Annotated in this window: 24 protein-coding genes; 13 read left to right on the plus strand and 11 right to left on the minus strand. The window is 64.0% G+C overall.

Translation table 11 applies throughout. From position 1 onward, the window contains the following. Nucleotides 1–336 precede the first annotated feature (336 nt). The 7 genes from RPF88_RS01340 (at nucleotide 337) to RPF88_RS01370 (ending at nucleotide 9,441) form a co-directional block, all read left to right on the plus strand. Nucleotides 337–1,653 (plus strand): CmpA/NrtA family ABC transporter substrate-binding protein, encoded by a 1,317-nt coding sequence (locus RPF88_RS01340; protein WP_013530457.1) that lies wholly within the window; start codon nucleotides 337–339, stop codon nucleotides 1,651–1,653. A gap of 66 nt (nucleotides 1,654–1,719) precedes the next feature. Then, entirely contained in the window at nucleotides 1,720–2,610 is an 891-nt protein-coding gene (gene ntrB / locus RPF88_RS01345; protein WP_013530458.1) for a nitrate ABC transporter permease, read from the plus strand. Nucleotides 2,611–2,621: 11 nt separating this feature from the next. After that, a complete protein-coding gene (locus tag RPF88_RS01350; protein ID WP_013530459.1) occupies nucleotides 2,622–3,419 on the plus strand; it encodes an ABC transporter ATP-binding protein in 798 nt (265 codons plus the stop codon). A gap of 4 nt (nucleotides 3,420–3,423) precedes the next feature. Continuing rightward, nucleotides 3,424–5,874 carry a nitrite reductase large subunit NirB gene (gene nirB / locus RPF88_RS01355; RefSeq protein WP_337121566.1) on the plus strand — a complete coding sequence of 817 codons (2,451 nt, stop codon included), beginning with the start codon at nucleotides 3,424–3,426 and terminating at the stop codon, nucleotides 5,872–5,874. A gap of 5 nt (nucleotides 5,875–5,879) precedes the next feature. Further along, nucleotides 5,880–6,209, plus strand: coding sequence for a nitrite reductase small subunit NirD (gene nirD / locus RPF88_RS01360; RefSeq protein ID WP_224674961.1), 330 nt, complete (start codon nucleotides 5,880–5,882; stop codon nucleotides 6,207–6,209). 4 nt (nucleotides 6,210–6,213) lie between these two features. Beyond that, nucleotides 6,214–9,075 (plus strand): nitrate reductase, encoded by a 2,862-nt coding sequence (locus RPF88_RS01365; protein WP_337121567.1) that lies wholly within the window; start codon nucleotides 6,214–6,216, stop codon nucleotides 9,073–9,075. A 99-nt stretch (nucleotides 9,076–9,174) separates the two neighbouring features. Beyond that, a complete protein-coding gene (locus RPF88_RS01370) occupies nucleotides 9,175–9,441 on the plus strand; it encodes a BrnA antitoxin family protein (RefSeq protein WP_275952521.1) in 267 nt (88 codons plus the stop codon). A gap of 17 nt (nucleotides 9,442–9,458) precedes the next feature. Here the strand turns inward: RPF88_RS01370 and RPF88_RS01375 are convergent, their stop codons facing one another. The 9 genes from RPF88_RS01375 to RPF88_RS01415 all read right to left on the minus strand — a co-directional run bounded on the left by RPF88_RS01375 (nucleotide 9,459) and on the right by RPF88_RS01415 (nucleotide 17,776). Further along, nucleotides 9,459–9,815 (minus strand): cupin domain-containing protein, encoded by a 357-nt coding sequence (locus RPF88_RS01375; protein WP_337121568.1) that lies wholly within the window; start codon nucleotides 9,813–9,815, stop codon nucleotides 9,459–9,461. 9 nt (nucleotides 9,816–9,824) lie between these two features. Next, nucleotides 9,825–11,207, minus strand: a complete 1,383-nt coding sequence (locus tag RPF88_RS01380) for an NAD(P)/FAD-dependent oxidoreductase (protein ID WP_064992541.1) — start codon at nucleotides 11,205–11,207, stop codon at nucleotides 9,825–9,827. Between the two features lie 28 nt (nucleotides 11,208–11,235). Further along, nucleotides 11,236–12,345 carry an ABC transporter ATP-binding protein gene (locus RPF88_RS01385; RefSeq protein WP_224620657.1) on the minus strand — a complete coding sequence of 370 codons (1,110 nt, stop codon included), beginning with the start codon at nucleotides 12,343–12,345 and terminating at the stop codon, nucleotides 11,236–11,238. A gap of 1 nt (nucleotide 12,346) precedes the next feature. Then, nucleotides 12,347–13,135 carry an ABC transporter permease gene (locus RPF88_RS01390; protein WP_027160917.1) on the minus strand — a complete coding sequence of 263 codons (789 nt, stop codon included), beginning with the start codon at nucleotides 13,133–13,135 and terminating at the stop codon, nucleotides 12,347–12,349. Next, a complete protein-coding gene (locus tag RPF88_RS01395) occupies nucleotides 13,132–14,040 on the minus strand; it encodes an ABC transporter permease (protein ID WP_337121569.1) in 909 nt (302 codons plus the stop codon). The genes RPF88_RS01390 and RPF88_RS01395 overlap by 4 nt, the downstream gene beginning before the upstream one ends. A 24-nt stretch (nucleotides 14,041–14,064) precedes the next feature. Further along, a complete protein-coding gene (locus tag RPF88_RS01400) occupies nucleotides 14,065–15,144 on the minus strand; it encodes an extracellular solute-binding protein (protein WP_023809407.1) in 1,080 nt (359 codons plus the stop codon). Between the two features lie 3 nt (nucleotides 15,145–15,147). Further along, on the minus strand, nucleotides 15,148–15,840 hold the full coding sequence (locus RPF88_RS01405) for a helix-turn-helix domain-containing protein (RefSeq protein WP_224620655.1): 693 nt from the start codon (nucleotides 15,838–15,840) through the stop codon (nucleotides 15,148–15,150). Between the two features lie 133 nt (nucleotides 15,841–15,973). Continuing rightward, the gene (locus RPF88_RS01410) at nucleotides 15,974–17,068 is read right to left on the minus strand and encodes an ROK family transcriptional regulator (protein ID WP_013530471.1); all 1,095 of its coding nucleotides are present in this window, start codon (nucleotides 17,066–17,068) and stop codon (nucleotides 15,974–15,976) included. A gap of 57 nt (nucleotides 17,069–17,125) precedes the next feature. Beyond that, nucleotides 17,126–17,776, minus strand: coding sequence for an SGNH/GDSL hydrolase family protein (locus RPF88_RS01415; RefSeq protein WP_064992538.1), 651 nt, complete (start codon nucleotides 17,774–17,776; stop codon nucleotides 17,126–17,128). A gap of 353 nt (nucleotides 17,777–18,129) precedes the next feature. Between RPF88_RS01415 and RPF88_RS01420 the strand changes: the two genes are divergently transcribed. The 5 genes from RPF88_RS01420 (at nucleotide 18,130) to RPF88_RS01440 (ending at nucleotide 23,471) form a co-directional block, all read left to right on the plus strand. After that, entirely contained in the window at nucleotides 18,130–19,176 is a 1,047-nt protein-coding gene (locus RPF88_RS01420; protein WP_395316698.1) for a substrate-binding domain-containing protein, read from the plus strand. Nucleotides 19,177–19,257: 81 nt separating this feature from the next. Continuing rightward, nucleotides 19,258–20,769: a sugar ABC transporter ATP-binding protein gene (locus RPF88_RS01425; protein ID WP_064992537.1), complete on the plus strand. Its 1,512-nt coding sequence runs from the start codon at nucleotides 19,258–19,260 to the stop codon at nucleotides 20,767–20,769. Between the two features lie 9 nt (nucleotides 20,770–20,778). After that, nucleotides 20,779–21,741 (plus strand): ABC transporter permease, encoded by a 963-nt coding sequence (locus RPF88_RS01430; RefSeq protein ID WP_337121570.1) that lies wholly within the window; start codon nucleotides 20,779–20,781, stop codon nucleotides 21,739–21,741. Between the two features lie 3 nt (nucleotides 21,742–21,744). Further along, nucleotides 21,745–22,698, plus strand: a complete 954-nt coding sequence (locus RPF88_RS01435) for an ABC transporter permease (protein ID WP_337121571.1) — start codon at nucleotides 21,745–21,747, stop codon at nucleotides 22,696–22,698. An 89-nt stretch (nucleotides 22,699–22,787) separates the two neighbouring features. After that, nucleotides 22,788–23,471: an SGNH/GDSL hydrolase family protein gene (locus RPF88_RS01440; protein WP_013530477.1), complete on the plus strand. Its 684-nt coding sequence runs from the start codon at nucleotides 22,788–22,790 to the stop codon at nucleotides 23,469–23,471. A 147-nt stretch (nucleotides 23,472–23,618) separates the two neighbouring features. Here the strand turns inward: RPF88_RS01440 and RPF88_RS01445 are convergent, their stop codons facing one another. Then, a complete protein-coding gene (locus tag RPF88_RS01445) occupies nucleotides 23,619–23,987 on the minus strand; it encodes a hypothetical protein (RefSeq protein ID WP_224620654.1) in 369 nt (122 codons plus the stop codon). A 105-nt stretch (nucleotides 23,988–24,092) separates the two neighbouring features. Then, complete coding sequence (locus RPF88_RS01450; RefSeq protein WP_318014181.1) at nucleotides 24,093–25,196, minus strand: histidinol-phosphate transaminase; 1,104 nt, start codon at nucleotides 25,194–25,196, stop codon at nucleotides 24,093–24,095. 130 nt (nucleotides 25,197–25,326) lie between these two features. Between RPF88_RS01450 and RPF88_RS01455 the strand changes: the two genes are divergently transcribed. Then, nucleotides 25,327–26,100, plus strand: a complete 774-nt coding sequence (locus tag RPF88_RS01455) for an SDR family NAD(P)-dependent oxidoreductase (protein WP_337121572.1) — start codon at nucleotides 25,327–25,329, stop codon at nucleotides 26,098–26,100. Nucleotide 26,101: the final 1 nt, after the last annotated feature.

Raw genomic sequence — 26,101 nt, forward strand, 5'->3', positions numbered from 1 at the left:
TGCATTGCACAAAAATTGTGCGCGCGATTGCCCTAATGAACAATCTTTGGCCTTCCGGCCATAGGGTTCAGTGCGCCGGCGATCAGCGCGGGCTGCTGATTTCATTGGCCTTTTTCACCTCTCTCAAAACTGGCACGGTTCCTGCTTTGAAATAGACAGGCCCTTCGCGGGTCACGGAACGGGCGTCCAATGGCGGGCGCCACAGGCAAAGCTGCCGCTCAGGTTAAAGCGCGCTCCCGGTCACCCGGACGCGAAGACCTGGCTGGCGGCTTTTTTGTTTTGATCAACACGCAATCGACGACGCGGATCCCAAGCCGCGCCCAACCGGAGACGACGATGACGAAACGGATCAGGACTGGAACGACCCTCAAAGACATGACGCGCCGCGATTTTCTGGTCAGCAGCGCGATGACGGCCGGCCTGTTCGTGGCGGCCCGCAAGCTCTTCCCTTCCGGCGCCTATGCCGCGACCGCCACTCCGGAGGTCACCGGCGCCAAGCTCGGCTTCATTGCCCTCACCGATGCGGCCCCGCTGATGATCGCCAAGGAGAAGGGGCTGTTCGCCAAGTTCGGCATGCCCGATGTCGAGGTGCTCAAGCAGGCCTCCTGGGGTGCGACACGCGACAATCTGATGCTCGGCGGCGCGGCCAACGGCATCGACGGCGCTCATATCCTGACACCGCTGCCTTACCTCATGCACACCGGCAAGGTGACGCAGAACAACCAGCCGATGCCGATGGCGATCGTGGCTCGGCTCAACTACGACTGCCAGGGCATTTCGGTCGCCCAGGAATATGCCGGCACCGGTGTCGGCCTCGACGCCTCGAAGCTGAAAGACGCGTTCGCTGCCAAGAAGGCGACCGGCAAGGAAATCAAGGCCGCCATGACCTTCCCGGGCGGTACGCATGATCTGTGGCTGCGCTATTGGCTGGCCGCCGGCGGCATCGATCCCGACAAGGACGTCTCGACCATCGTCGTGCCGCCGCCGCAGATGGTGGCCAACATGAAGGTCGGCAATATGGACGTGTTCTGCGTCGGCGAGCCGTGGAACGAGCAACTCGTCCACCAGGGCGTGGGCTTCACCGCCGCCACGACAGGCGAATTGTGGAAGGGCCATCCCGAAAAGGCGCTCGGCCTGCGCGCCGAATTCATCGAGAAATATCCGAACGCCACCAAGGCGATCCTGATGGCCGTCATGGAAGCGCAGCAATGGTGCGAGGCCACCGAGAACAAGGACGAGATGGCCGCTATCATCGGCAAGCGGCAATGGATGAACGTGCCCGTCGCCGACATCATCGGCCGTCTCAAGGGCGACATCAACTATGGCAATGGCCGCGTCGCCAACGGCACCGATCTCTCCATGAAGTTCTGGAAGGGCGGCGTCTCCTATCCGTTCAAGAGCCATGATGCGTGGTTCCTTGCCGAGAATATCCGCTGGGGCAAGTTCGCGCCGACCACCGACATCAACGCGCTGGTCGACCAGGTCAACCGCGAGGATCTGTGGCGCGAGGCGGCCAAGGACCTCGGCGTCGCGGCAGCCGACGTTCCGGCGTCGTCGTCGCGCGGCGTCGAGACCTTCTTCGACGGCAAGATTTTCGATCCGGCCAACCCGTCCGCCTATCTCGACAGCCTGAAGATCAAGGCATCGGCGTAGCCTGATCGCAAGCGGTGCATGCGCCGCTTGCGATCACTACCTGCCCCCAAGGAGTTTTCCCCAGACATGTCGATCCAGACTATCGAGGACACCAAGGTGAAGGCCTTTCCCGCCAAGCCGGCGGAGGTCATCGCCTTCACTGCCAAGGCACGGCGCCGCTTCGAGCCGCTCGCCATCGCCGGCAAACTGGCGAGCGCGCTGGTGCCGCCCATCATCGTCATCGCGCTGATGCTGGTCGTCTGGCAGATCGCCTGTTCGTCGCCGACATCGAGCCTGCCGCCGCCGACCCAGGTGTGGAACGAGGCCTACGACCTGATAGCGCATCCGTTCTTCGACAATGGCCCGCAGGATATAGGTCTGGCCTGGCGCGTGCTGATCTCGCTGCAGCGCGTCGCCGTCGGCTTCGGCCTGGCGGCGGTCGTCGGCGTCGCGCTCGGTGCGCTGGTCGGCCAGTCGATCTGGGCGATGCGCGGCCTCGACCCGGTGTTCCAGATCCTGCGCACGGTGCCGCCGCTGGCCTGGCTGCCGCTGTCGCTGGCGGCGTTCCGTGATTCCAGCCCGTCGGCGATCTTCGTCATCTTCATCACCTCGATCTGGCCAATCATCATCAACACCGCGGTCGGCGTGCGCAACATTCCCGAGGACTACCGCAACGTCTCGCGCATCCTGCGGCTCAACCAGTTCGAATTCTTCGTCAAGATCATGGTGCCGGCCGCCGCGCCTTACATCTTCACCGGCTTGAGGATCGGCATCGGCCTGTCCTGGCTCGCCATCGTCGCCGCTGAAATGCTGACTGGCGGCGTCGGCATCGGCTTCTTCATCTGGGATGCGTGGAACTCGTCGCGGCTGCCCGACATCATCGTCGCGCTCGCCTATATCGGCGTCACCGGCTTCTGCCTCGACCGGCTGGTCGCGGCGGTCGGCGCCTTCGTCACCCGCGGCACAACGGCAAAGTGAGGAGAGGGGCGATGACGGCCTATCTGAAGCTCGACCATATCGACAAATCCTTCACGCGTGGTGCCCAGGTCAGCGAGGTGTTGAAGGACATCAGGCTGACCATCGACAAGGGCGAATTCGTCTCCATCATCGGCCATTCCGGCTGCGGCAAGTCGACCCTGCTCAATCTGATCGCCGGGCTGACCAAGGTGTCGGCCGGCGCCGTGCTGCTCGAGGACAAGGAGGTCGACAGCCCTGGACCGGAACGCGCCGTGGTGTTCCAGAACCACTCGCTGCTGCCGTGGCTGACCGTCTACGAAAACATCAACCTGGCGGTGTCGAAGGTCTTCGGCCGTTCGAAGAGCAAAGTCGAGCGGCATGACTGGATCATGCGCAATCTCGACCTCGTGCAGATGGCGCATGCCAAGGACAAACGCCCGGCGGAAATCTCCGGGGGCATGAAGCAGCGCGTCGGTATCGCCCGGGCGCTGGCGATGGAGCCGAAGATCCTGCTGCTCGACGAGCCGTTCGGCGCGCTCGATGCGCTGACGCGGGCCCATCTGCAGGACGCGGTGATGGACATCCATTCCAGGCTCGGCTCGACGACGATCATGATCACCCATGACGTTGACGAGGCGGTGCTGCTCTCCGACCGCATCGTCATGATGACCAATGGCCCGGCGGCAACCATCGGCGAAGTGCTTGCCGTGCCGCTGGCGCGGCCGCGCCGGCGCGTCGAACTCTCTTCCGACCGGACCTTCCTGCGCTGCCGCGAGGCGGTGCTGAAGTTCCTCTACGAACGCCACCGCTTCGTCGAAGCCGCGGAGTAGCACCATGAGCGAGAGACTTGTCATCATCGGCAATGGCATGGCCCCAGGGCGCATGCTGGAGCACCTGCTGGAACAGGCTCCGGGCCGCTACACCGTCACCATCTTCAACGCCGAGCCGCGCGTCAATTACGACCGCATCATGCTGTCGCCGGTGCTGTCGGGCGAGAAGGCCTATGAGGAGATCATCATCCATGGCGACGGCTGGTACATCGCCAACAACATCACCCTCTACAAGGGCCATAAGATCGTTGCCATCGACCGGACGGCGAAGACCGTCACCTCGGATCACGGCGTCACCGAGCCCTACGACAAGCTCGTCATCGCCACCGGCTCGGTACCGTTCATCATTCCGGTGCCGGGCCATGACCTGCCGGGCGTGCTGACCTATCGCGATCTCGACGACGTGCAGGCGATGATGCTCGCTGCCCAGTCGCGGGCCAAGGCGGTGGTCATCGGCGGCGGCCTGCTGGGCCTGGAGGCGGCGGCGGGCCTCAACGCGCAAGGCATGGACGTCACCGTGCTGCATGTCATGCCGACTTTGATGGAGCGCCAGCTCGATCCGGCCGCCGGCTATCTCTTGCAGCGCGCGGTGGAGCAGCGCGGCATCAAGGTCATCACCAAGGCCAACACCCAGGCGATCACAGGCAACGGCAAGGTCGGGCAGGTGGAACTTGCTGACGGCACCATTATCCCAGCAACGCTTGTGGTGATGGCCGTCGGCATCCGGCCGAATTCGGCGCTGGCCAAACAGGCCGGCATCGCCGTCAACAGGGGCATCGTCGTAGACGCCGGCATGCGCAGCAACGATCCCGACATCTACGCGCTCGGCGAATGTGCCGAGGTCAACGGCCAGGTCTATGGCCTCGTCGCGCCGCTCTACGAGATGGCGCGCGTGACAGCCAGCCAGCTTGCCGGCAACGAAGCGGCGGCCTTCGTCCATATGGACACGCCGACCAAGCTCAAGGTCACCGGCATCGACCTGTTCTCGCTCGGCGACTTCGCCGAGGGCGAGGACCGCCAGGAGATCGTGCTGCGCGATGCGGCGGCCGGCGTCTACAAGCGACTTGTGCTGAAGGACGACCGCATCATCGGCACCGTGCTCTATGGCGAGACGGCGGACGGCGCCTGGTTCAACGATCTCAAGAAAAAGCAGACCGACATATCCGAGATGCGCGATACGCTCATCTTCGGCCAGTCCTACCAGGGGGGTGCCCCGCTGGACCCTATGGCGGCCGTTGCAGCCTTGCCGGATGATGCGGAGATCTGCGGCTGCAACGGCGTTTGCAAGGGGAAGATCACCGGCGCGATCACGGCCAAGGGCCTGACCTCGCTCGACGACGTGCGCGCCCACACCAAGGCGTCGGCCTCCTGCGGCTCCTGCACCGGGCTGGTCGAGAAGCTGATGGTGCTGATCATCGGCGACAAATACAATCCAGCGGCGGTGCAGCCGATGTGCGGCTGCACGACGCTCGGCCATGACGAGGTCCGCCGGCTGATCATCGCCAAGCGCCTGAAGACCATTCCCGCCGTCATGCAGGAACTGGAATGGACGACCTCCTGCGGCTGCGCCAAATGCCGGCCGGCGCTCAATTACTATCTCGTCTGCGACTGGCCGGACGACTACGCCGACGATTACCAGTCGCGCTTCATCAACGAGCGCGTCCACGCCAACATCCAGAAGGATGGCACCTATTCGGTGGTGCCGCGCATGTGGGGCGGGGTGACCAATGCCGCTGAACTGCGCGCCATCGCCGACGTTGTCGACAAGTTTGAAATCCCGATGGTCAAGGTCACCGGCGGCCAGCGCATCGACATGCTCGGCATCCGCAAGGAAGACCTGCCGGCGGTGTGGGCCGATCTCGGCCAGGCCGGCTTCGTCTCCGGCCACGCCTATGCCAAGGGGTTGCGCACGGTGAAGACCTGCGTCGGCTCGGACTGGTGCCGCTTCGGCACGCAGGATTCGACGGGCCTCGGCATCCGCATCGAAAAATTCATGTGGGGCTCGTGGACGCCGGCCAAGGTCAAGATGGCGGTGTCGGGCTGTCCGCGCAACTGCGCCGAGGCGACCTGCAAGGATGTCGGCGTCATCTGCGTCGACTCCGGCTACGAGATCCATTTTGCCGGCGCGGCCGGCCTCGACATCAAGGGCACCGAAGTACTCGGGCTTGTGAAGACTGAGGACGAGGCGCTGGAGCATATTGTGGCGCTGACGCAGATGTACCGCGAGCAGGGCCGCTACCTCGAGCGCATCTACAAATGGGCCAAGCGCATCGGCATCCCCGAGATCAAGCGCCAGATCATGGACGATGGCGACAAGCGCAGGGCCTATTACGAGCGCTTCGTCTTCAGCCAGAAATTCGCCCAGGTCGACCCGTGGTCGGAACGCGTTTCCGGCAAGGACAAGCACGAATTCCGGCCAATGGCCTCGGTCGGTTTTGCGCAGGCGGCGGAGTGAGCGTGATGAACTGGATATCGATAGGCTCTCTCTCCGACATCCCTCGCCGCGGCGCGCGCTGCGTCGCCACGCCGGAAGGAAAAATCGCGGTCTTCCGCACCCAGGACGATCAGGTCTACGCCATCGACGATCGTTGCCCGCACAGAGGCGGACCGCTCAGCCAGGGCATCGTGCACGGCACGGCGGTGACCTGTCCCTTGCACAACTGGGTGATTTCGCTGGAAACGGGCAAGGCGCTCGGCGCCGACGAGGGCGCGGTGCGCACCATTCCGGTGCGGATCGAAGGCGAGCATCTGTTCATTGCGCTGGAAGCGCTGGCCAGCCGCGCGGCCTGACCCCATGGAGATCGATGAAGCGCGCGAGGTGAGGACCACCTGCCCCTATTGCGGGGTGGGCTGCGGCGTGCTGGCGAAGGTCGCCGCGGACGGGCAAGTGTCCGTGCGCGGCGACCCCGACCACCCGGCCAATTTCGGCCGGCTCTGCTCCAAGGGCTCGGCACTGGCCGAGACCATCGATCTCGACGGCAGGCTGCTTCATCCGGAGATCCACGGCCGCCGCGCCGGCTGGGACGAGGCGCTCGACCTCGTCGCCTCGACCTTCTCGCAAACCGTCGCCGAGCACGGGCCCGATGCGGTCGCCTTCTATGTCTCCGGCCAGTTGCTGACCGAGGACTACTACGTCGCCAACAAGCTGATGAAGGGCTTTGTCGGCTCCGCCAACATCGACACCAATTCGCGCCTGTGCATGGCCTCTTCGGTCGCCGGCCACCGCCGCGCTTTCGGCTCCGACACCGTGCCCGGAACCTATGATGATCTGGAGCTTGCCGACCTGATCGTGCTGGTCGGCTCCAATCTCGCCTGGTGCCATCCGGTGCTCTACCAGCGCATCGCGGCTGCCCGGGAAAAGCGGCCGGAGATGAAGATCGTGCTGGTCGACCCGCGTCGCACCATGACCGCTGACATTGCCGATATGCATCTGGCGATCGCGCCGGATGGCGACATCGCTTTGTTCACTGGCCTGCTCGCCTATCTCGGCCAGCACAATGCGCTCGACCGCACCTATATCACGACGCACACGACGGGCTTCGGGCAAGCGCTTTTCGCCGCCTCCGCGCTGGACCTGGCTGGCGTCGCTGCTGCCACGGGCCTGAGCGAGGACGAGCTTGACCGGTTCTACAGCCTGTTCGCGGCGACCTCCAAGACCGTGACCGTCTACAGCCAAGGGGTGAACCAGTCGTCTTCGGGCACCGACAAGGTCAATGCCATCATCAACTGCCATTTGGCCACCGGCCGCATCGGCAAGCCAGGGGCAGGGCCGTTTTCGGTGACCGGCCAGCCCAACGCCATGGGCGGGCGCGAGGTCGGCGGCATGGCCAACATGCTGGCCGCCCATATGGAGATCGAAAACCCCGATCATCGCGACCGCGTGCAGCGCTTCTGGAACGCGCCGGCCGTTGCCGGAAAGCCCGGCCTGAAGGCAGTCGAGATGTTCAAGGCGGTTGCCGACGGGCACATTAAAGCGCTGTGGATCATGGCCACCAACCCGGTCGATTCGATGCCGGACGCCGATGCCGTCGAAGCGGCGATCAAGGCCTGCCCGTTCGTGGTGGTGTCGGACGTGCTGGCCCGGACCGATACCGTCCGCCACGCCCATGTCCGGCTGCCGGCCGCCGCCTGGGGCGAGAAGGATGGCACCGTCACCAATTCCGAACGCCGTGTGTCGCGCCAGCGCGCGTTTTTGCGCGTGCCCGGAGATGCGCTGCCTGACTGGCGGATTGTTGCCGAGGTGGGCAAACGGATGGGGTTTGGTGAGGCGTTTTCCTACGCGTCGCCGGCGGAGGTGTTTGCCGAGCATGCCGCGCTGTCGGGTTTCGAGAATGATGGTGCGCGGGATTTCGACATCGGGGCTTATGCCGGGGTTGATGCGGAGGGATATGAGGCGCTTGAGCCGTTCCAATGGCCAGCGCCGAGCCAAGGCGCCCCCCTCTGGCCTGCCGGCCATCTCCCCCTCAAGGGGGAAGATCGGCTGTCATGGCCGTCTTCGCCAATTCACAACGTCGCAAAGCGAAAGCAGTCGGCGAAGCTGCCAATCTCCCCCCTTGAGGGGGAGATGGCCGGCAGGCCAGAGGGGGGCGCTCAAGCTGGAGGTTGGCCAGAAGGGGTCGGCACGACTGGGCTCCAGGCTCGCTTCTTCGCCAACGGCAACTTCTTCACACCCGACCGCAAGGCGCGCTTCATCGCCATCCGTCCCACCACGGAAATCCGCACCAGCCCCGATTATCCGCTGATCCTCAACACCGGCCGCATCCGCGACCATTGGCACACCATGACGCGGACGGGGAAAAGCCCGCGGCTTTCGCAGCACATCGCCGAGCCCTTCGTCGAAATCCACCCGGCGGATGCGCAGCGCTTCGGCATCGGTGACGCCGACATAGCGCGCGTTTCCAGCCCGCGCGGTGATGTGCTGGTGCGCGCGCTGGTGACGGCGCGCCAGCGCCAGGGCAGCCTGTTTGCGCCGATGCACTGGACCGATCAGTTCTCGGCAAAGGGCCGGCTCGACACGCTGACCGCGCCGCTGACCGATCCCATTTCCGGTCAGCCGGCGCTGAAACATGTCGCCGTCCGCATCGAGAAATTCGCGGCAAAGGCCTTTGGCTTTGCGGTGACGCGGCGCAGGCCTGAGCCCGATACCGCGGCCTACTGGGCCGTGGCCAAATGCAAGGGCGGCTGGCGGGTCGAGCTTGCCTTTGCCGATGACGACATCGACTGGGCGGGCTTTGCCGGGTCGCTGTTCGGTACGTCATTGGGTGCCGAAATATCAGCTTATCACGACCGCGACGCCGGCCAGCACCGCATCGCCGCCTTCGACGACGACCAACTGTCAGGCGCCTTGTTCGTCGCGCCCGGCCCGGTCGCCGTGTCGCGCGGCTGGGCGGCGGAACAACTGAGCGCCGATCATGTTGATCGGCGCAGCAGGCTGGCGATCGTGGCCGGGCGGCCGGGCGGGATCGACGTCGATCGCGGCGCCATCGTCTGCTCCTGCTTCGGCGTTGGCGCCAACCAGATCGCGGAAGCGGTACGCCGCGGCTGCGGCAGCGTCGCGGCAATCGGCGCGGCCCTGAATGCCGGCACGAATTGCGGCTCCTGCCGCGCCGAGATCAGGGTCATCATCGACGCACAGAGCCTCCAAGCAGCCGAGTGATCGTCCTGACCAAAGGGGCCTGCGCGACGGTGCTGGTTGGGCTATGGTGGCTCAGGCGTGCTACGTCGCGCACGAATCATCCTCAGTCAGGGTCATCCAATGGCAAATCCTCCGCGCCGACCGACAAATCCCATGACGGCCGCCGAAGCGGCTTTCAAGCCAATCAAGAAGCCGGTTGCTCCTATTCGTGAGCCGTTGGCCGCTCCAGGCGTCAGGGAGCTTGTTTCGATCCGGATCGACCGCGCCGTGCTGGACCATTTCCAGGAGGACGGTCCCGGCTGGCAGGACCGCATCAACGACGCCTTGCGGCGTGTGATAGAAGGCAAGCCGATCGTTACCGGGGGTGATCGTTCAGACGACGAGTAGCGGCTGTTCCAGCCGGCTCACGCTTCGAAGTGCAGGATATAGAGCTTGCGCGTTTTCTCGTGGATCGCCCATTCGCCTTTCCAGCCTTTCGGCAGCACCAGCATTTCGCCCGGACCGACGTCCTCGCTGCGGCCATCGGGACCATGCAGCGAGACCCGGCCTGACACGATGTGGCAGGTTTCGGAATTGGTCTCGCGCGAGGCCGTGAAGCGGCCCGGCGTGCACTCCCAGACGCCGACTTCCAGTGCGCCATCCGGCGAGGTCCACAGCGTCGTCGAGGCTTCGAACTGATCGCCGCTGATCGAGGTCGGCTTGGGCTCAGCCTCGCCGAGGTCGATGGAGGCGAGGTGGGCGAAGGTCTGGAAGTCGGTCATGGCAGTCTCTCAATGTCCTGTGATGCGGTCGGCGATCGCGGCCAGTTTCGACGTGTGCTGGAGGCCGGCTTCCTCGCGCTCGTCGGCAACGCGATAGAGCTGATACATCGAATGGACGCCGAGCCAGCGCATTGGCTCGGGTTCCCATTTGCTGACCTTTCGGTTGACCCAGGGCAGGCGGGTCAATTCGGTGTCGCGGCGCAGGATGAGATCGCGCAGCGTTCGGCCTGAAAGGTTGGAACTCGAGACGCCGAGCCCGACATAGCCGCCGGCCCAGCCGATGCCGGTTTGCGGATCGAGCCCTGCCGTCGTGCACCAGTCGCGCGGCACGCCCAGCACGCCGCACCAGGCGTGGTCGATGCGAAGCTTCGCAGTCTGCGGCAGCAGCCGTGTGAGGATCGCGTGCAGGCTTTCGATCGTGGCCTGCTGCGTTTGGCCGCGCACATCCGTTTGCGAGCCGTAACGATAGGGTACGCCGCGTCCGCCCATGGTGATGCGGCCTTCCCTGGTGCGCTGCGCATAGCAATAGGCGTGCGCGGAGTCGCCCAGAAGCTCATGGCCCTCCCAGCCGATCTCGTCCCACAGTGATTGCGGCAGCGGCTCGGTGATGATCTGCGCGCTGTTGAGCGGCAGCCAGAGCCGTTCATTGCCTGGTATGCCGGCCGTGAACCCTTCCGTGGCACGGATGATGATCGGCGCGCGCACGGTGCCGCGGTTCGTCGTGACCTTGCCCTTCTCGATGCCGGTCACGGTGGTCTGCTCGTAGATCGGCACACCGAGCCGCTCGACGGCTTCGGACAGGCCGCGCACCAGCTTGGCCGGCTGCACACGCGCGGTGCCGTGGTGGATATAACCGCCAAGCACATTCCTGATGTTGATGCGGGCCTTGGCCTCTGCCTGGCCGATCAGGCTGACACGCTCGCTCGGCACGCTCCAGCCGATCGCATCGGCATAGGCGGCGTTGATCCGTTCGAGCTGCGGCGGGTTGGTCGCCACCGTCAGATTGTCGACGCGGCGGATGTCGGCATCGATGCCTTCGGCTTCGGTCACCTTGATCACTTCGTCGACCGTGCCATGCATGGCCGTTTCCATGTCGATGACAGCGCCGCGCGTCGAGGTCTGCAGATATTTCTCGCGCGACCAGCTGAAGCCGCCGGACAGCCAGCCGCCATTGCGGCCCGACGCGCCGAAGCCGGCGAACTCCCGCTCGACGATGGCGATGCGGATCGATGGATCGGCCTTCTTCAGGTAATAAGCCGTCCACAGGCCGGTGTAGCCGGCGCCGACGATGCAGACATCGGCTTCGAGATCGCCCGGAAGCGGCGCGCGATAGGCCGGCAGGCCGATGTCGGCATACCAGAACGAGACGTTGCCGTTGACTTTGGCGTCCATGTCTAAAAATCCTGCGGGGAAAGAGCGATCAGGTCATCGTCATGTCGGCGCGATCGTCGTCGGCAAGAAGTTTTGCATCGACGACCGACCAGCGCAGATCGACCGTGTCACCAATCGAGAACGGTGTGGCTTCCAGCGACGAGCGTACGATGGCGACCGAGCCGTCGCGCAGCGTCACCTGGTATTTCGAGCCGGAGCCCAGATAGATCGCCTCGCTGATTTGACCGGTGAGGCTGTTCTGCCCGGCGGCGGGAGGCGTGTTGGTGCCGGCAAGCAAAAGCTTCTCCGGCCGCAGCAGGACCACCGGTTTGCGGCCGCTGGCGAGCTTGCCGTTGGCCACGATCTTCTGGCCGGCGATCGTCAGGCTGGTCTCGCTTCCGGACGTCTGGGCGGTGCCACGCAAACTGGTCGATTCGCCGATGAACTTGGCCACGAACAGGGTCGTCGGCTCGTCGTAGAGCTGGCGGCCGGTTCCGACCTGTTCGATGCGGCCCTGATTGAAGACGGCGATGCGGTCGGACAGGACCAGCGCCTCTTCCTGGTCGTGCGTCACATAGACGAAGGTGGTGCCGAGTTCGCGATGGATGCGCTTGATCTCCAGTTGCAGCCATTCGCGCAGTTTCTTGTCGAGCGCGCCGAGCGGTTCGTCCATCAACAGCAGCGGCGGATCGAAGACGATGGCGCGCGCCAGCGCCACGCGCTGCTGCTGGCCGCCGGAAAGTTCGGAGGGATAGCGATGCGCGAAGTCGGACATCTTGACCATGTCCAGCGCGCGCACGACGAGACGGTCGCGCGCCTGCTTGTCCATGCCGCGCAAGGTGAGGGGATAGGCGACGTTCTTGCCGACCGTCATATGCGGAAACAGCGCGTAGTGCTGGAAGACAACGCCGATGTTGCGCTTGTGGGCCGGCAGGGCGACGATGCTTTTGCCGCCAACGGCGAGGTCGCCGGAGGTGAGGTCGGTGAAGCCCGCCACGACGTTGAGCGTCGTGGTCTTGCCCGAGCCGCTGGGGCCGAGCAGCGTCATGAACTCGCCCGGCTCGATATGCAGGCTGACATCGTCGAGTGCGGTGAAATTGCCGTAGCGCTTGGTTGCGCCCTTGATGTCGATGGCCGCGCCGCGTTTCCTCGCAGTCATCTCAACTCCTCGTCGATTTCGAGCTGATGATCAGCCCGGCGCTGATAATCAGCGTCGTGGCAATGAAGATGATGGTTCCGACGGCCGTCACCGTCGGATCGGCGTCGCGGGTGATGCTGGTGAAGATCTGCACCGGCAAGGTCTTCAGGTAGGGACTGGTGATGAACAGCGCGACGATGATCTCATCGAAGGAGGTGACGAAGGCAAACAAAAGCCCGGACAGGATGCCGGGCGCGATCAGCGGCAAGGTCACGGTGCGGAATGTGGTGAAGCGGTTGGCGCCGAGACTTGCCGCCGCCGTCTCCAGCCGCGCGTCGAAGACTTCGAGGCTTGCCGACACGGCGATGATGACGAAGGGGATCGCCAGCATCGTATGTGCGATGACGAAGCCGGTGGTGGTGCCGACGAGCTGGTAGTCGAGATAGACGGCGTAGATGCCGATGGCCAGCACCACGCCGGGCACGATCATCGGCGTGATCAGGATGGCGCGCAGCAGGCCGGCGCCGGAATGTTTCATGCGGCTGAGGCCGAGCGACGCCAGCGTGCCGATCAGCGTGGCGGCGACGGCGACGAGGCCCGCGACCCTCAGCGAATTGAAGAAGCTCGACAGCCAATCGGGGTTGGTGAAGAAATTCTCGTACCATTGCCAGGAGAAACCGGACGGCGGGAAAGCGAGCGACTTCTTCTCGTTGAATGACATCGGGATGATGACCAGCGTCGGCATCACCAGCCAGACGGCGACCAGCAGGCAGAACAGACCGAGCAGAAGGCGGGATGGTGCCAGTCTCATGATCTGGACGCCTGCTTGTGGCGCTGGCGCATCAGCGGGGCGGCGAGCGCCAGAAGCACGAAGGTCGCGACCAGCAGCACGACGCCCATGGCGCCGCCGCGGCCCCAGTTGAGCAGGCTGAGCACCTGGCTCTGCACCAGCGTCGACAGCATGGTGCTGCGCGGGCCGCCGAGCAGGGCAGGCGTGATGTAGAAGCCGAGCGACAGGATGAAGACGATGATGGCGCCGGCGAAAACGCCGGGCAGCGACAGCGGCAGATAGATTTGCAGGAAGGCGCGTGCCGGGCGCGCACCAAGGCTGCGCGCCGCCTGCACGAGGCGCAGATCGATGCCGCGCATGACCGAATAGAGCGGCAGGATCATGAACGGCAGCAGCACCTGCGCCATGCCGATGACGACGCCGGTCTGCGTGCGGATCAGCTTCACGCCGTCAAAGCCGAGCAGCCTGATGACCGAATTGATGATGCCGGAATCCTGCAGCAGGATGACCCAGGCCAGGGTGCGCACCACGCCGCTGATCCAGAACGGCACCAAAACGCACAGGATGAGGACCAGCCGCAGGCGCGGTCCGACCGCCGTCATGAGATAGGCATAGGGGTAGGCGGCGATGACGCAAACGATGGTGACCCAGGCTGCGATGGAAAAGGTGCGCCACAGGACGGTGACGTTCACCGGGGTGGAAAAGAACCAGACATAGTTCTGCAAGCCCCAAGATGGGTCCGAGAAGCTGCGCAGCGTGACGGTCAGCAAGGGATAGCCCATCGCGGCGATGAGCAAAGCCAAGGCGGGCATCGCCAGCAGCGAAGGATAGGCAGCAAGGCGCGCGCGCCGCTGCGGCGCCCGCACGGCACCTGGCGGCCGAGGATGATCACCCCCGGCCGTCGGCGTATGCGATGTCTGGCTCACGCCGTCACCTTAGCGGTAGCCGGCTCAGTTGCCGGCCATCAGCGCTGTCCACTTGTCGGACGCGGCGGCGAAGTTGGCGACCCAGAACTTGATGTTCTGCTGATAGCCGAGCTTGGCGTGGTCCGGCGTGTTGGTCAGAAAGGCGGCGACGGATGCGTCGACCTTCGGCTGTGCCTCGTTGTTGATCGGCGAGTAGGAGGTCTGCTCGGTCAGGATCTCCTGCGACTTCTTGCCGAGATAGGCGTTGATCAGCGCGTAGGAAGCGTCGGTATCCTTGGCGCCGACCGGGATGGTCAGCTGGTCCATGACGACCAGCCAGTCCTTCCACACCGGCGTGTAGGCAGCGCCGTTCTTGACCGCCGTCATGGCGCGGCCGGTCCACATGATGATCATGTCGGCCTCGCCGGATTCGGCGAGCTGCTGGGATTCGGCGCCGGTCTTCCAGAAGATGGTGTCGGGACCGATCGCCTTGATCTTGGCGATGCCCTTGTCGATGTCGGCCGGCGTCATGGCGTCGACCTTGCCGCCGTCTGCCAGGATGGCCTGTTCGATCAGACCGCCGAGCGGGCTGCCGCTGCCGTCGATGGCGCGGGTGCCGGGAAATTTCGCGGTGTCGAAGAAGTCCTTCCAGTCCTTCGGCGGATTGTCCTTGTACGTGTCGTTCTTGTACATCAGGACCATGCCGTAGTTCATCGCCGGCACGCTGCACTCGCCGACCTGTCCGGGCGGGATGTGCGAGATGTCGAGCTTGGTCAAATCCAGCTTCTGGAACAGTTTTCCGCAATGCACGAAGGGCGGAAAATCGTCCGTATCGACGACATCCCAGGTCACATTGCCTGATTCGACCTGCGCCTGGAGCTTGGCGATTTCGGTCGGCCCGTCATTCAAAAGCTTGACGCCGCTCTTGTCGACGAATTCCTTGAGGGCGGCGACCTGGCCGTCCTGGTAGATGCCGCCATAGGAGACGAAGGTCAGCGTCTTTCCCTTCAGCGAGCCGTCCACCACGGTCCCGGCCGGCGGTGCGTTCTGCGCGTGAGCGGCGGCCGCAAGCAAGGCCAGTGCGGCGGCGCCGACGAACCCGGCCAATCTTGATCTGCTTCCCATTTTCTAACCCTCCGATGGCTCGCTGTTTGATTTTGGTAGGCCGGGCGCGAGCGTTTTCCGGGCTACATATTGGTCGAGGTCGACGGCGCCGCTGGTCGGCGGCGCAATGATCCACAGCACTTCGGCCACCGTATCGCCGACATTGATCGTCCGGTGGGGCATCGAGGTCGAATATTCGATGCTATCGCCCTCTTCGAGGGTGAAGCTCTCCTCGCCGAGCGTCAGTTGCACGCGTCCGCGCAGCACGAGGAACATCTCGCTCGCGTTGCCGTGCGTGTAGGGCACGTCGCCGGTCGAGCCGCCGACGGCGAACTCGCCGCAATAGACTTCCATCTCGCGGATCGGCCGGCGCGACAGCAGCGTCTTGCGGTAGCCTTCGCTGGTCGGCAGCGCCGGCCGCTCGCTGCGTGTCAGCACCGCGTGCGGCGACACTTCGCATTCGTCGAAAAGATCGGCGAGGCTGATGCCGAGTGCATTGGCAATCAGCATCAGCGTGCTGGCGTTGGCGCCGGAAAGGCCGCGCTCGAGCTGGCTCAGGAAACTGGCGGTGGTGCCGATCATGTCGCCGAGCTGGCGCAGCGTCAGGCGCCGCGTCGTGCGATAGGCCTTGATCCGATCGCCCAATACCGTCGAGCGGCGCGCTTCGGCGCTGGTCGCGGCATTGTCGTTGAGTGCGTGATCCGCAGCGATTTTCATGGCGATCTCAGGGTTCACTTAACATGCTATTAAGTGGGGCGTCCTGGCAAGCGGATTCGCCTGGTCACCTGAAAATCATCGATGGACCTGCAGAGGGGCATGATCGGCCGACCGGCAACCCGGTTCAGCTCGATCACTGGATCATGAAGCGCGAACTGAATGGCAGGCTTGCCGCGCCGACGGCCTTCGGGCTGATGGTGACGCGCGCCGGCAGCGCTTCGATGCCGGGGAATTCCCGGCCGATGTCGTCGCACAAGGCCTCGGCAATCTTTTGCGGCGCATAGCTGGACAGGACGACCGTCCTGAACTCGACAAACTGGGTCAGCGCGGAGATCGACGCTTTCAGGCGGTCGGAACACTCGCCCAGCCATGCGCTGTAGGCCTCGCCCAGATCGGGCCACTCAGGGCTGCTGCTCCAGATGATTTCGGACGGGCGCCCGCGCATGGCCAATTCGCTCTCCAGGCGCATCAGGCCGTGATCGAAGCTGGCGCTGGAGTTTCCCTTGTAGATCTGGTGGTTGAGGATGAGCCTGCTCTGCAGCCGTGCTCCGAGATAGAAGAACAGATAATCGTTGAGCGGCTTTGCGACGCCGAACATGCTCTCGCCGCCGGCTGCCGCTGTGATGTCGTTCTGCACGAAAACTGGCAGCTTGATCTGTTCCTCGATCTCGGCCTGCAAGGCCTTGAGCGAGGTGCTCGATCCGTTGCGGGTTGCAGCCATCGTGTCGACATCGTCGGGAACCGCCAGGCCGATGCCGGCAACCCGGCTGCGCGCCTCGACCGGCAGGCTGGTCATGGCTTGCCCGATCGCGCCGAACAGATCGCTGCTTTGCGGAAACGGATTGGCTTCATCCGCCGGCAACTGCGTGTGGAAGCGCACCGTGCCGATAAAGTCGATAAGCGCGATGTCGATCCTGCGCCGGCTGAAGCCGACGCCAACCGCATAGGCGCCCTCCGGGTTGAGCGAAAGCGGGATCGTCGGCGGCCCGACGCGGCCGCGCTGCGCCTCGCCCTGCGAGACCAGGCCTTCCTGCTCGAGCGAGCGAACGATGACCGAAGCCGTCTGCGCCGACAGGCCGGTCTTCTCGCCGATTTCCATCCGCGAAATGCCTTCGTTCTGAAGCAGCAGGGATAACACCAGCCGCTCGTTGTAGCTGCGGACGCTCAATGCATTCAGCCCGCTCGCACGATCGGCGATGCGCAAGGGATTGGGTGGTGCGAATCTCATGTCAGGCAAAGGTCGCCCCGTCGGTAAGAGCGCGTTGCCTGGCGGCGGTATGGTTGCTCATGTCGAGCGGCTCCAGCCGATGGCATCGACCGCGCGGGCGAGCGCGGCGCCCAGCAATCTGTGCGCCTCGGCATCGATGTGAAAGCCGTCCGCCTCGCTGCACGACACCACCGAGCCGGCATCGAAAAAGTGCAGTTCGAGCGAGTCCGCCAGAACTTCGAATTCGAGCGCCAGCAGGCGCGATTTCTCGGGTGCGCCGGCGAAGATGGACTTCCATTCCTTGACGTCGTCCTGCATCGGCGGCGGCGCCACGATCATGATCTCGGGCGTCGAGCCGCCCGGACCTGGCGCCAGCTCCTTGATGTCGTAGACGAGGCAGCCGATGCCCATCGCCACTTCCGACGGCGGCTTGTTGAAGCGGATCTTCAGATCGTTGGTGCCGAGCATGATGATGACGAGGTCGAGCGTCGCATGGCTCTGCAGGCAAGGACGAAGATAGGTTCGGCCGTTCTTGTGGGCGCCCTCGATCGGGTCGTCATGGACAGTGGTTCGGCCGCTCAATCCTTCCTCGATGACATACCAGTCAGGGCCCAGCTGAGAACGCAATATGCCCGGCCAGCGTTCACCCGGACCATAGCGCTCGAGCGGCCCCCTGCCGGGGATCTGGCCGTGCGTGTTGGAGTCGCCGTAGCACAAGACTGATCGCATGTTTTTCCCGCCGGGACAGACTGCGCGCCGAAGCCGGCGAGCGCCATTCATGATGGATAGTGGAGCGGTGAAAGGCAAGCAAGGGAATAGTCATTCAACCTGACTAACTATTGACAGGGCGAATCCGCTGTGCTTCTAAAGTGCCCGGAGGAGTTCTCGACCGTCATCATCGTCCAGCAGAAGTTGGGCTTCGACACGCATGTGTTCGGGGGCGGGAGAATTGCGCGCATCGGTCGGTTTGTGACGGGGGCATGCATTGGGAGAGCGTCTCGTGGCCATACGAATTTGTAGGCCGGAGCAACCACAAGGAGGAGTGTTCAATGTTAGGATTGCTGAAAACCGTCGGCCTGGGGATGCTCGTTGCGTCCACGCTTGCCGTGACGTCCCTGGCGCATGCGCAAGACGTCAAGCTGATGGACGGCGTGGCGCCGCGCCCCGACGACACGCGCATGACCGCCGCCGGTGCGTTCAAGAAGGACCCGCCCTGGGTCATCGGCATGAGCGACTTCGGTGTCAACGCAAACACCTGGACGGTGCAGGTGGCGCATGAGGCGGAGAACGCCGCGGCCAAGGACAAGCGCATCTCGAAATTCATCCTGCTCGATGCCGGCTTCGACCAGAAGAAGCAGGTGGCCGATATCGAGGACCTGATCGCACAGCATGTCGACGCCATCATCGTTCAACCGGTGACCAGCACGTCGGCCAATGCCAGCATCGCCAAGGCGGTCGCCGCCGGCATCCCGGTCATCCTTCACACAGGGCGTATCGATTCCGACGCCTACACCACCGAAATCCAGGGCGGCGCCGAGCACTTCGGCAAGGTGATGGGCGACTGGCTGGTGAAGACCGTCGGCGACAACGGCAAGATCTGGGTCCTGCGTGGCCTGGCCGGCCATCCGGAAGACACCAACCGCTACAACGGCCTCCTGGAATCGCTCAAGGGCACGCATGTGCAGATCATTGCCGAGGAGCATGGCGACTGGCAGTACGACAAGGCCAAGAAGCTGTGCGAGACGCTCTATCTGAACAATCCGCAGGTCGACGGCATCTGGTCGTCCGGTGCCGACATGACGCGCGCCTGCGTCGATGTCTTCAAGCAGTTCGGCACACCCATTCCGCCGATTTCGGGCGAGGGCAACAATGGCTATTTCGGCCAGTGGATTACGGATGGGTTCAAGTCGATCTCTCCGGAATACAGTCCCGCCCAGGGCGCTGCCGGCGTGCGCGCTGCCGTTGCCCTTCTGGAAGGCAAGCAGCTCTACAAGCGCTATGTCTACAATCCCGACGGATGGGACCAGGACAAGGCCAAGAAATACTATCGCGACGACCTGACCGCCAATGTCTGGTGGCCAAGCGAACTGCCGGAAGACAAGCTCAAGGAATACTACGGCAAGAAGTGACGGCGCCGTGGCTGGCGGGGAGTGGACAAACATTCCCCGCAGGCCGTTCCATGTGTTGAATCCGGTTCGTTCGAGGGTTTCGTGACCAATCTTGTCGAGATGTCCCACATTTCGAAGGCATTCGGAGGAAGCAAGGCGCTCCACTCCGTTTCCCTGGACCTCAAGGCGGGCAGCGTCCACGCCCTGATGGGCGAGAACGGTGCCGGCAAATCGACGTTGATGAAGATTCTGGCGGGCGTGCATCAGCCCGATTCCGGCGAGATCTTCATGAGCGGCGAGAAGCTCGATCTGAAGTCGCCGCGCGCTGCGCTCGATGCCGGCATTTCGACCGTTTTCCAGGAGCATTCGCTGCTGCCCAATCTGTCGATCGCCGAGAACATGTTCCTCGGCCGGGAGCCGACGACCCGGTTCGGCTCGATCGACTATCCCGCGATGAAAAGCCAGACCGCCAGGGCGCTTGGCGAACTCGGCCTCACGCTCGACCCGTCGCAACTCGTTTCCAGCCTGACGATCGCCGAGCGGCAATTCGTCGAGATCGCGCATTGCATCCAGGCCGACGCCAGCGTGCTCATCCTCGATGAGCCGACGGCGGCGCTCAACGCGGCCGATGTCGATGTGCTCAACCGCAACATCCGCCGGCTGCGCGACAAGGGAAAAGCCATCGTCTACATCTCGCATCGCATGGAGGAGATCTTCGAGTTGTGCGACACGGTGACGGTGCTGAAGGATGGCGCACTGGTCGGCACAAGGACGGTGTCCGAGATCACCACCGACGAACTCATCGCCATGATGGTCGGACGCGAACTCCAGGACCTTTTTCCCGATCGTACGGGCGATGTAGGCGATGAGATACTGCGCGTCGAAAACCTCAAGATCACCGAGACATCGCAGCCGCTGTCGCTGACTTTGCACAAGGGCGAGATCGTCGCCCTGGCCGGGCTGGAAGGGCAGGGCCAGCAGCGCTTCCTGCGATCGCTGATTGGCCGCTACCATCCCTTCGCCGGGACGATTTCCATCAACGGCAAGGCGCTGAAGATGCCGCTCCCGGCGTCGGCGGGCGTTCGGTATTTGCAGCAGCTGAAGGTCGGCTTCGTTCCCGAGGACCGCAAGGAAGAGGGGCTCTTCCTCGCTTTGCCGATCGCCCACAACATCGCCATCGGATTGCATTCGAGGCGCCCTGAACTTGCGCCGGCGCGGCCATATCGAAACGTCATCGCCCGCATGATGGAGGTCATGAACATAAAGGCGGCGGGCCTGTCGGCTGCGGTCGGTTCGCTGTCGGGCGGCAACCAGCAAAAGGTTCTGCTCGGCCGCTACCTTGCCGCCGATCTCGATCTTCTGCTGGTCGAAGAGCCGACGCGCGGCGTCGACATCGGCGCCAAGTCCGAGATCTACCATCTTCTGCGGGACTTCACCGCGAAGGGCGGCGCGGTGCTGGTGCTGTCGCGCGAGACGATCGAGCTAATCGGGCTCTGCGACCGCATCTACGTCGTCCATCACGACACGATCGTGGCCGAAATGCCGGCAGCGCAAGCGAGCGAACACAAGATTCTCGACGCGGCCCTCATGGGCGGCTCCACGCGCCAGCATTAGGGGCCTGCCATGGTTCGTTCGGTTTTCAATATCCTGAATGGCCGGAACACGCGGCAGGGCCTGTGGGGCCTGCCGCTGCTGGTCGCCTTGCTCATTTCGCTGTGGCTGACCGTCGAGACGACGCAGTTCGCCACTGCCGAAAACCTCTTCAACCTGGTTGCCCAGGCGATGCCGCTGATCATCGCGGCGATCGGACAGCTCGTCGTCGTGCTCATCGGCGGGCTCGACCTGTCGGTCGGCTCGGTCATCAGCTTCACCACCGCGGTGCTGGCGCTCGACCAGCCAGCGATTGTGTTGATCCCGGCGGTCTTCGCGCTGGCGGCAGTCATCGGGCTGATCAACGGTCTGGCGATCACCCGTTTCAACGTCCATCCGATCATCGCGACGCTGTCGACGCAGTACATCGTGCTCGGCATCACGCGCATCCTGCGGCCCGTCTCCGGCGGCACGGTGCCGGAGATCGTCATCGATGCCGTCTCGGGCAGTTTCCTCGGCATTCCCTATCCGGTTTTCTGGGGCATCGTCGTGATCCTGGCAGCGTGGAAACTGCTCTACGGATCCCGGTATGGGCTGCATCTGTTTGCGATCGGCGGCGGCATCGCGTCCGGCGCCGAGAGTGCTGCCCGCAATTTCGGCGTCTCCGACCGCCGCAACATCATCCTCGCCTATGTGATCTGTTCCTGTTTCGCAGCCGTTGCCGGTGTCTTCCTGGCCGGGCGCATCGTGTCGGGCGATCCGAATGTCGGGCTGCTTTTCGAACTCGATACCGTCACCGCCGTGGCGCTTGGAGGCACCCAGCTTTCCGGTGGCATAGGCAGCCTACACGGCACCGTGATCGGCGCGCTGGTCATGGCGCTGCTGGCCAATGGCATGAACCTCGCCAACGTCTCGCCGTTCGTCCAGACCGCGATCAAGGGCGGCATCCTGCTGGCGGTGGTCGGGCTGCAATCCCGCAAGAAGATGGGGCTCTGAAAGATGGCTGCCGTTCTCGCAAATCCGATCGCCCGGCGCCTGCTGCGCATACCGCCGTCCTATTTTGTCTTCCTCGTGCTGCTGGCCACGCTGTGGATCGCACGACCGAACATGCTCAACCTCAACATCATGGGTATCTTCGTCAGGCAGATCGTCCCGCTCGGCATCCTGGTTCTGGGGCAGCTCGTCGTCATGCGGGTGAAGTCGATCGACCTTTCCGGCGGCGGCATCATCCTGCTCATCAACTATTTCATTTCGTCAGGCACTTTCCCCGGCGCGTCGATGCCTTTCTTCGTCGTGCTGGCGCTCGGTACCGGCCTCGTCATCGGCCTGTTCAACGGCTTCATGATAGGGAGCCGGCGGGTGTCGGCGGTCATCGTCACGCTGGCGGTCAGCATCATCCTGGTCGGGCTGGTGCAGTTCCTGTCGAGCGGCAATCCGCCCGGCGATGTGCCGAAGCTGTTCAACGACCTCTACAACACGAAATTCCTGTCGGTTCCGACGCCGGTGCTGTTCTGGGTCCTGCTGACCGCTTTGGTGTGGCTGCTGCTGTCGCGGATCGTCTTTGGCCGCTACGTCGCCTCGGTCGGGGAGAATGCCGAAGCCGCGCATTTTTCCGGCGTGCCGGTCCAGCGCACGGTGATCCTTGCGCACACGCTCGCCGGCCTGATCGCGGCGATCGCGGCCCTGGTGCAGACCGGTTCGATCGCCGTCGGCAGCGTCCGTGTCGGCCTCGACCTGCCGATCCTGGCGGTCGCAGCGACGATCCTCGGCGGCGTCGTCTTCGGTCGCGGCGACGGTGGCGTCTGGGGACCTTTCTTCGGGGCGTTGTGCTTTGCGCTGCTGTTCGTGGTGATGACCGTGCTCGGCATCGACGAGCCCGGCAAGCTTATCGCGCAGGGCGTCATCATTCTCGGCGCGGCGATCTTCTACGGAGTGCGCGTGCGAAACCCCTGACCTGAGACGGCGAAAGCAAGCCGACCGGTGTTCGCCGGGACCGACAAATCCACGCGTTCAGACAATTGCAAACAGATGGAGAAACATGGATGTCACCGCCAAAAAACATCATGTGCTACGGCGACTCGCTGACCTGGGGCTGGGTTCCGGTCAAGGAGGGGTCGCCGACCTACCGCTACCCCTATGACCAGCGCTGGACCGGTGTGATGGCGGCGGCGCTGGGAGGGGGCTACCACATCATCGAGGAAGGCCTGAGCGCGCGCACGACCTGTCTCGACGACCCCAACGATCCGCGCCTGAACGGCGCCAATTACCTGCCCTCGGCCATCGCCAGCCATCTGCCGCTGGACCTGGTCATCGTCATGCTCGGCACCAACGACACCAAGTCCTATTTCCGCCGGACGCCTTATGAGATCGCCAATGGAATGGCGAAACTGGTCGGGCAGATCCTGACCAGTGCCGGCGGCATCGGCACCCCTTATCCGGCCCCCAAGGCGCTGGTCATTGCGCCGCCGCCGCTGACCCCGATGCCCGATCCATGGTTCGAGGGCATGTTCGGCGGCGGGCACGAAAAATCCAGGGACCTGGCCAGGCAGTACAAGGCGATGGCGGATTTCATGAAGATCGATTTCCTCAATGCCGGCGATTACCTCACCACGGACGGTGTCGACGGAATTCATTTCACCGCCGCAAACAACGCCGATCTGGGACGCGCCGTCGCCGACAAGGTCAAGTCGATCCTCGAGCCGGGCCAGGTCAGCACCGCCGCTTGAAGCCGCCACGCCCGTCGGCTTGCGGCACACAGGCCCACGGCGCAGGTGTGTCGCAGGTTCCTCCGGCGATGCACATCGATGCGGGGTCGAACGATGCGTTTGGCCCCGCGTTGATATGGCGCCCGGCGCCGGCAGATGTGCGTCGATCTAGGGGCTTGGCCTCGGAACATCATCGGCCGATGCTTTGGTTTGACGATCGAAGACGACCGCCAGGCCGTTCTTGACGGCAAGTGAGGCGACCATGTCGTCGAGCTCGCGATCGGGAATGGCGGGTTTGAGGACCTGCCGGATGGCCCGATAGGCCTGCTCGGTCGACACATAGTCATAGCGCTTTTTACGCGCTTCCACATATTGCTCGATGAGAATGCCCAATCGGCGGGCGGCTATGTCATCTGGCTGCTGCAAGGGAGCCTCCTCAAGCGTCGATCGTTTGCAGACCCCTCGGATGTAAAAACCCACGCTGCGAAAGTTAAGGCCTGCGGCTGGTCCGAAGCCAAATAAATACGCTGTGGTCATCGACGATCCGCACGGCAGCCAAGCCAAGCGTCGGTCAAAGCCTTGGGCGAAATAGGGCGGCAGCGATCGGCTCCCAAGCGCGGAGCGATCCGCCCAGACGTGCATTCACAACAGCGCCGACAGAGCGGCCATGAAGTGGTCGTTTTCCGAAGTCGAGCCGATGCTGACACGCACATAGGTGTCAAAGCCCTGCTGCTTCCAAGGTTTGACGATGACCCCTTGCCGCAGCAGGCCTTCGACGAAGACGGAGGCATCTTGCCGGCAGTTGAAGAACAGGAAATTGCCTCTGGAGGCGGCGACGTCGAGGCCCTTGCTTGCCAGGAAAGTCTCGACGCGTTTTCTCTCCGCCCTGGCCAGAGCTACGACCCTGGCGAGGTGTTCGTCATCGGCCAGCGCCGCGAATGCTGCGGCCTGGGCCATGCCGTTGGCGTTGAAAGGCGTGCGGACGCGGTCGAGCAGCGTGCGCAGCTCCGGGTCGCCGACGATGCCGAAGCCGATCCGCAATCCGGCCAGGCCGAACGCCTTGGAAAAGGTCCGAAGCACGATCCACGGCCGGTCGAGCTTTCCCAGATAGGGCAGGGATGACGCATAGTCGTCGCCCTTGGCATATTCGGCATAGGCTTCGTCGATGACGATCAGCGTCTCGTCGCTCGTCGCATCCAGAACCCTCGACAGATTGCCGCCGGAGAGCCAGCTGCCGACCGGGTTCATCGGGTTCGAGAACAGCAGCATGCGCGGCCGTTCGCGCACCGCCTCGACCAGCGCATCGACATTGATGGTCAGATCGTCGTTGACGACAACGCGATTGACGGTAGCGCCCATCAACGTGGTGTAGTCCTCATGCAGCGGAAACGACGGATAGAGCGTGACGACGGCGTCGCCCGGCCGCAACACGGCGCGGCTGATGACGGAGAGAAGATCTTCGGAACCGTTGCCGAGGATAATCTGGTCCTCGGCGACGGCATATTTGTCGCCGATCGCCTGGCGCAGCTTGCGCCCGGCAGGGTCCGGATAGAGGCGGAACATCTCGGAGCCGGCATGCATCGTCGCGGCGAGGGTCGGGCTGGGCCCGAGCGGGTTTTCGTTCGAGCCCAGTTTGGCGATTCTGGCCGGTGCGTATCGTTTCCGCACCTCGTCAATGGTCAGTCCGGAATTGTAGGGCGACAGGCGGTTGACTTCGGTGCGGACCATATCCGAGGCTTTCGACACGGGCTGGCTCCTCTGCGGTGGATTTCGTCATCCGTACCGCAGCTGAAATGCTTTGTATATGCTTGTATATGTAACTTGACCTGATAGTCTCTACGCCGAAGCGGAAACCGACACCGACCAGGAGGATCACATGCGCAACGCTTCTCTCTTCGATCTCTCCGGCAGGAAGGCGCTTGTCACCGGCGCCAGCCGTGGCATCGGGCGCAGCATCGCCGAAGCGCTGAGTGCTGCCGGCGCCGACGTCGCGGTCACGGCGCGCAGCCTGGCCGCGCTGGAGCACACGACGGTCGCCATCCGCGCGGCCGGTGGGGTGGCGCATGCCGTCGCTCTCGACGTCACCGATGTCGGCCGCTGCCGCGCAGCCACCAACGAGGCTGCCAGCCTGCTTGGTGGTCTCGACATTCTCGTCAACAATGCCGGGATGGAGGAGGTGCGGCCCTCGCTCGATGTCGACGAGGCGCTGTGGGACAGCATCGTCGACACGAATCTGAAGGGAGCGTTCTTCTGCGCCCAGGCCGCCGCGCGGCAGATGCGCGACGCCGGCCGTCCCGGCACCATCATCAACCTGTGCTCGCTGACGTCGGAAGTCGGAATCCCAACCGCGGTGCCGTATGGCTCGTCGAAGTCCGGCCTGCTCGGCATGACGCGGGCGCTTGCGGCCGAGTGGGCGGAGCTTGGCATAAGGGTCAACGCCATCGCGCCGGGCTATTTCAGGACGGCGATGACGGACGTTTTTTACAACAACGAGGCATGGCAGCACTCCATGCTGGCCAAGATCCCGCAGCGGCGTTTCGGTGATCTCTCCGACCTGCATGGCATCGCCGTGTTCCTCGCTTCGGATGCGGCGGCCTACATAACCGGCCAGTCCATTCCGGTCGATGGCGGCTTTCTCGCCTCGATCTGAT

This window comes from Mesorhizobium sp. ISC11, from assembly GCF_037162595.1.
In the GTDB taxonomy this organism is placed as follows: Bacteria; Pseudomonadota; Alphaproteobacteria; order Rhizobiales; family Rhizobiaceae; genus Mesorhizobium; species Mesorhizobium ciceri.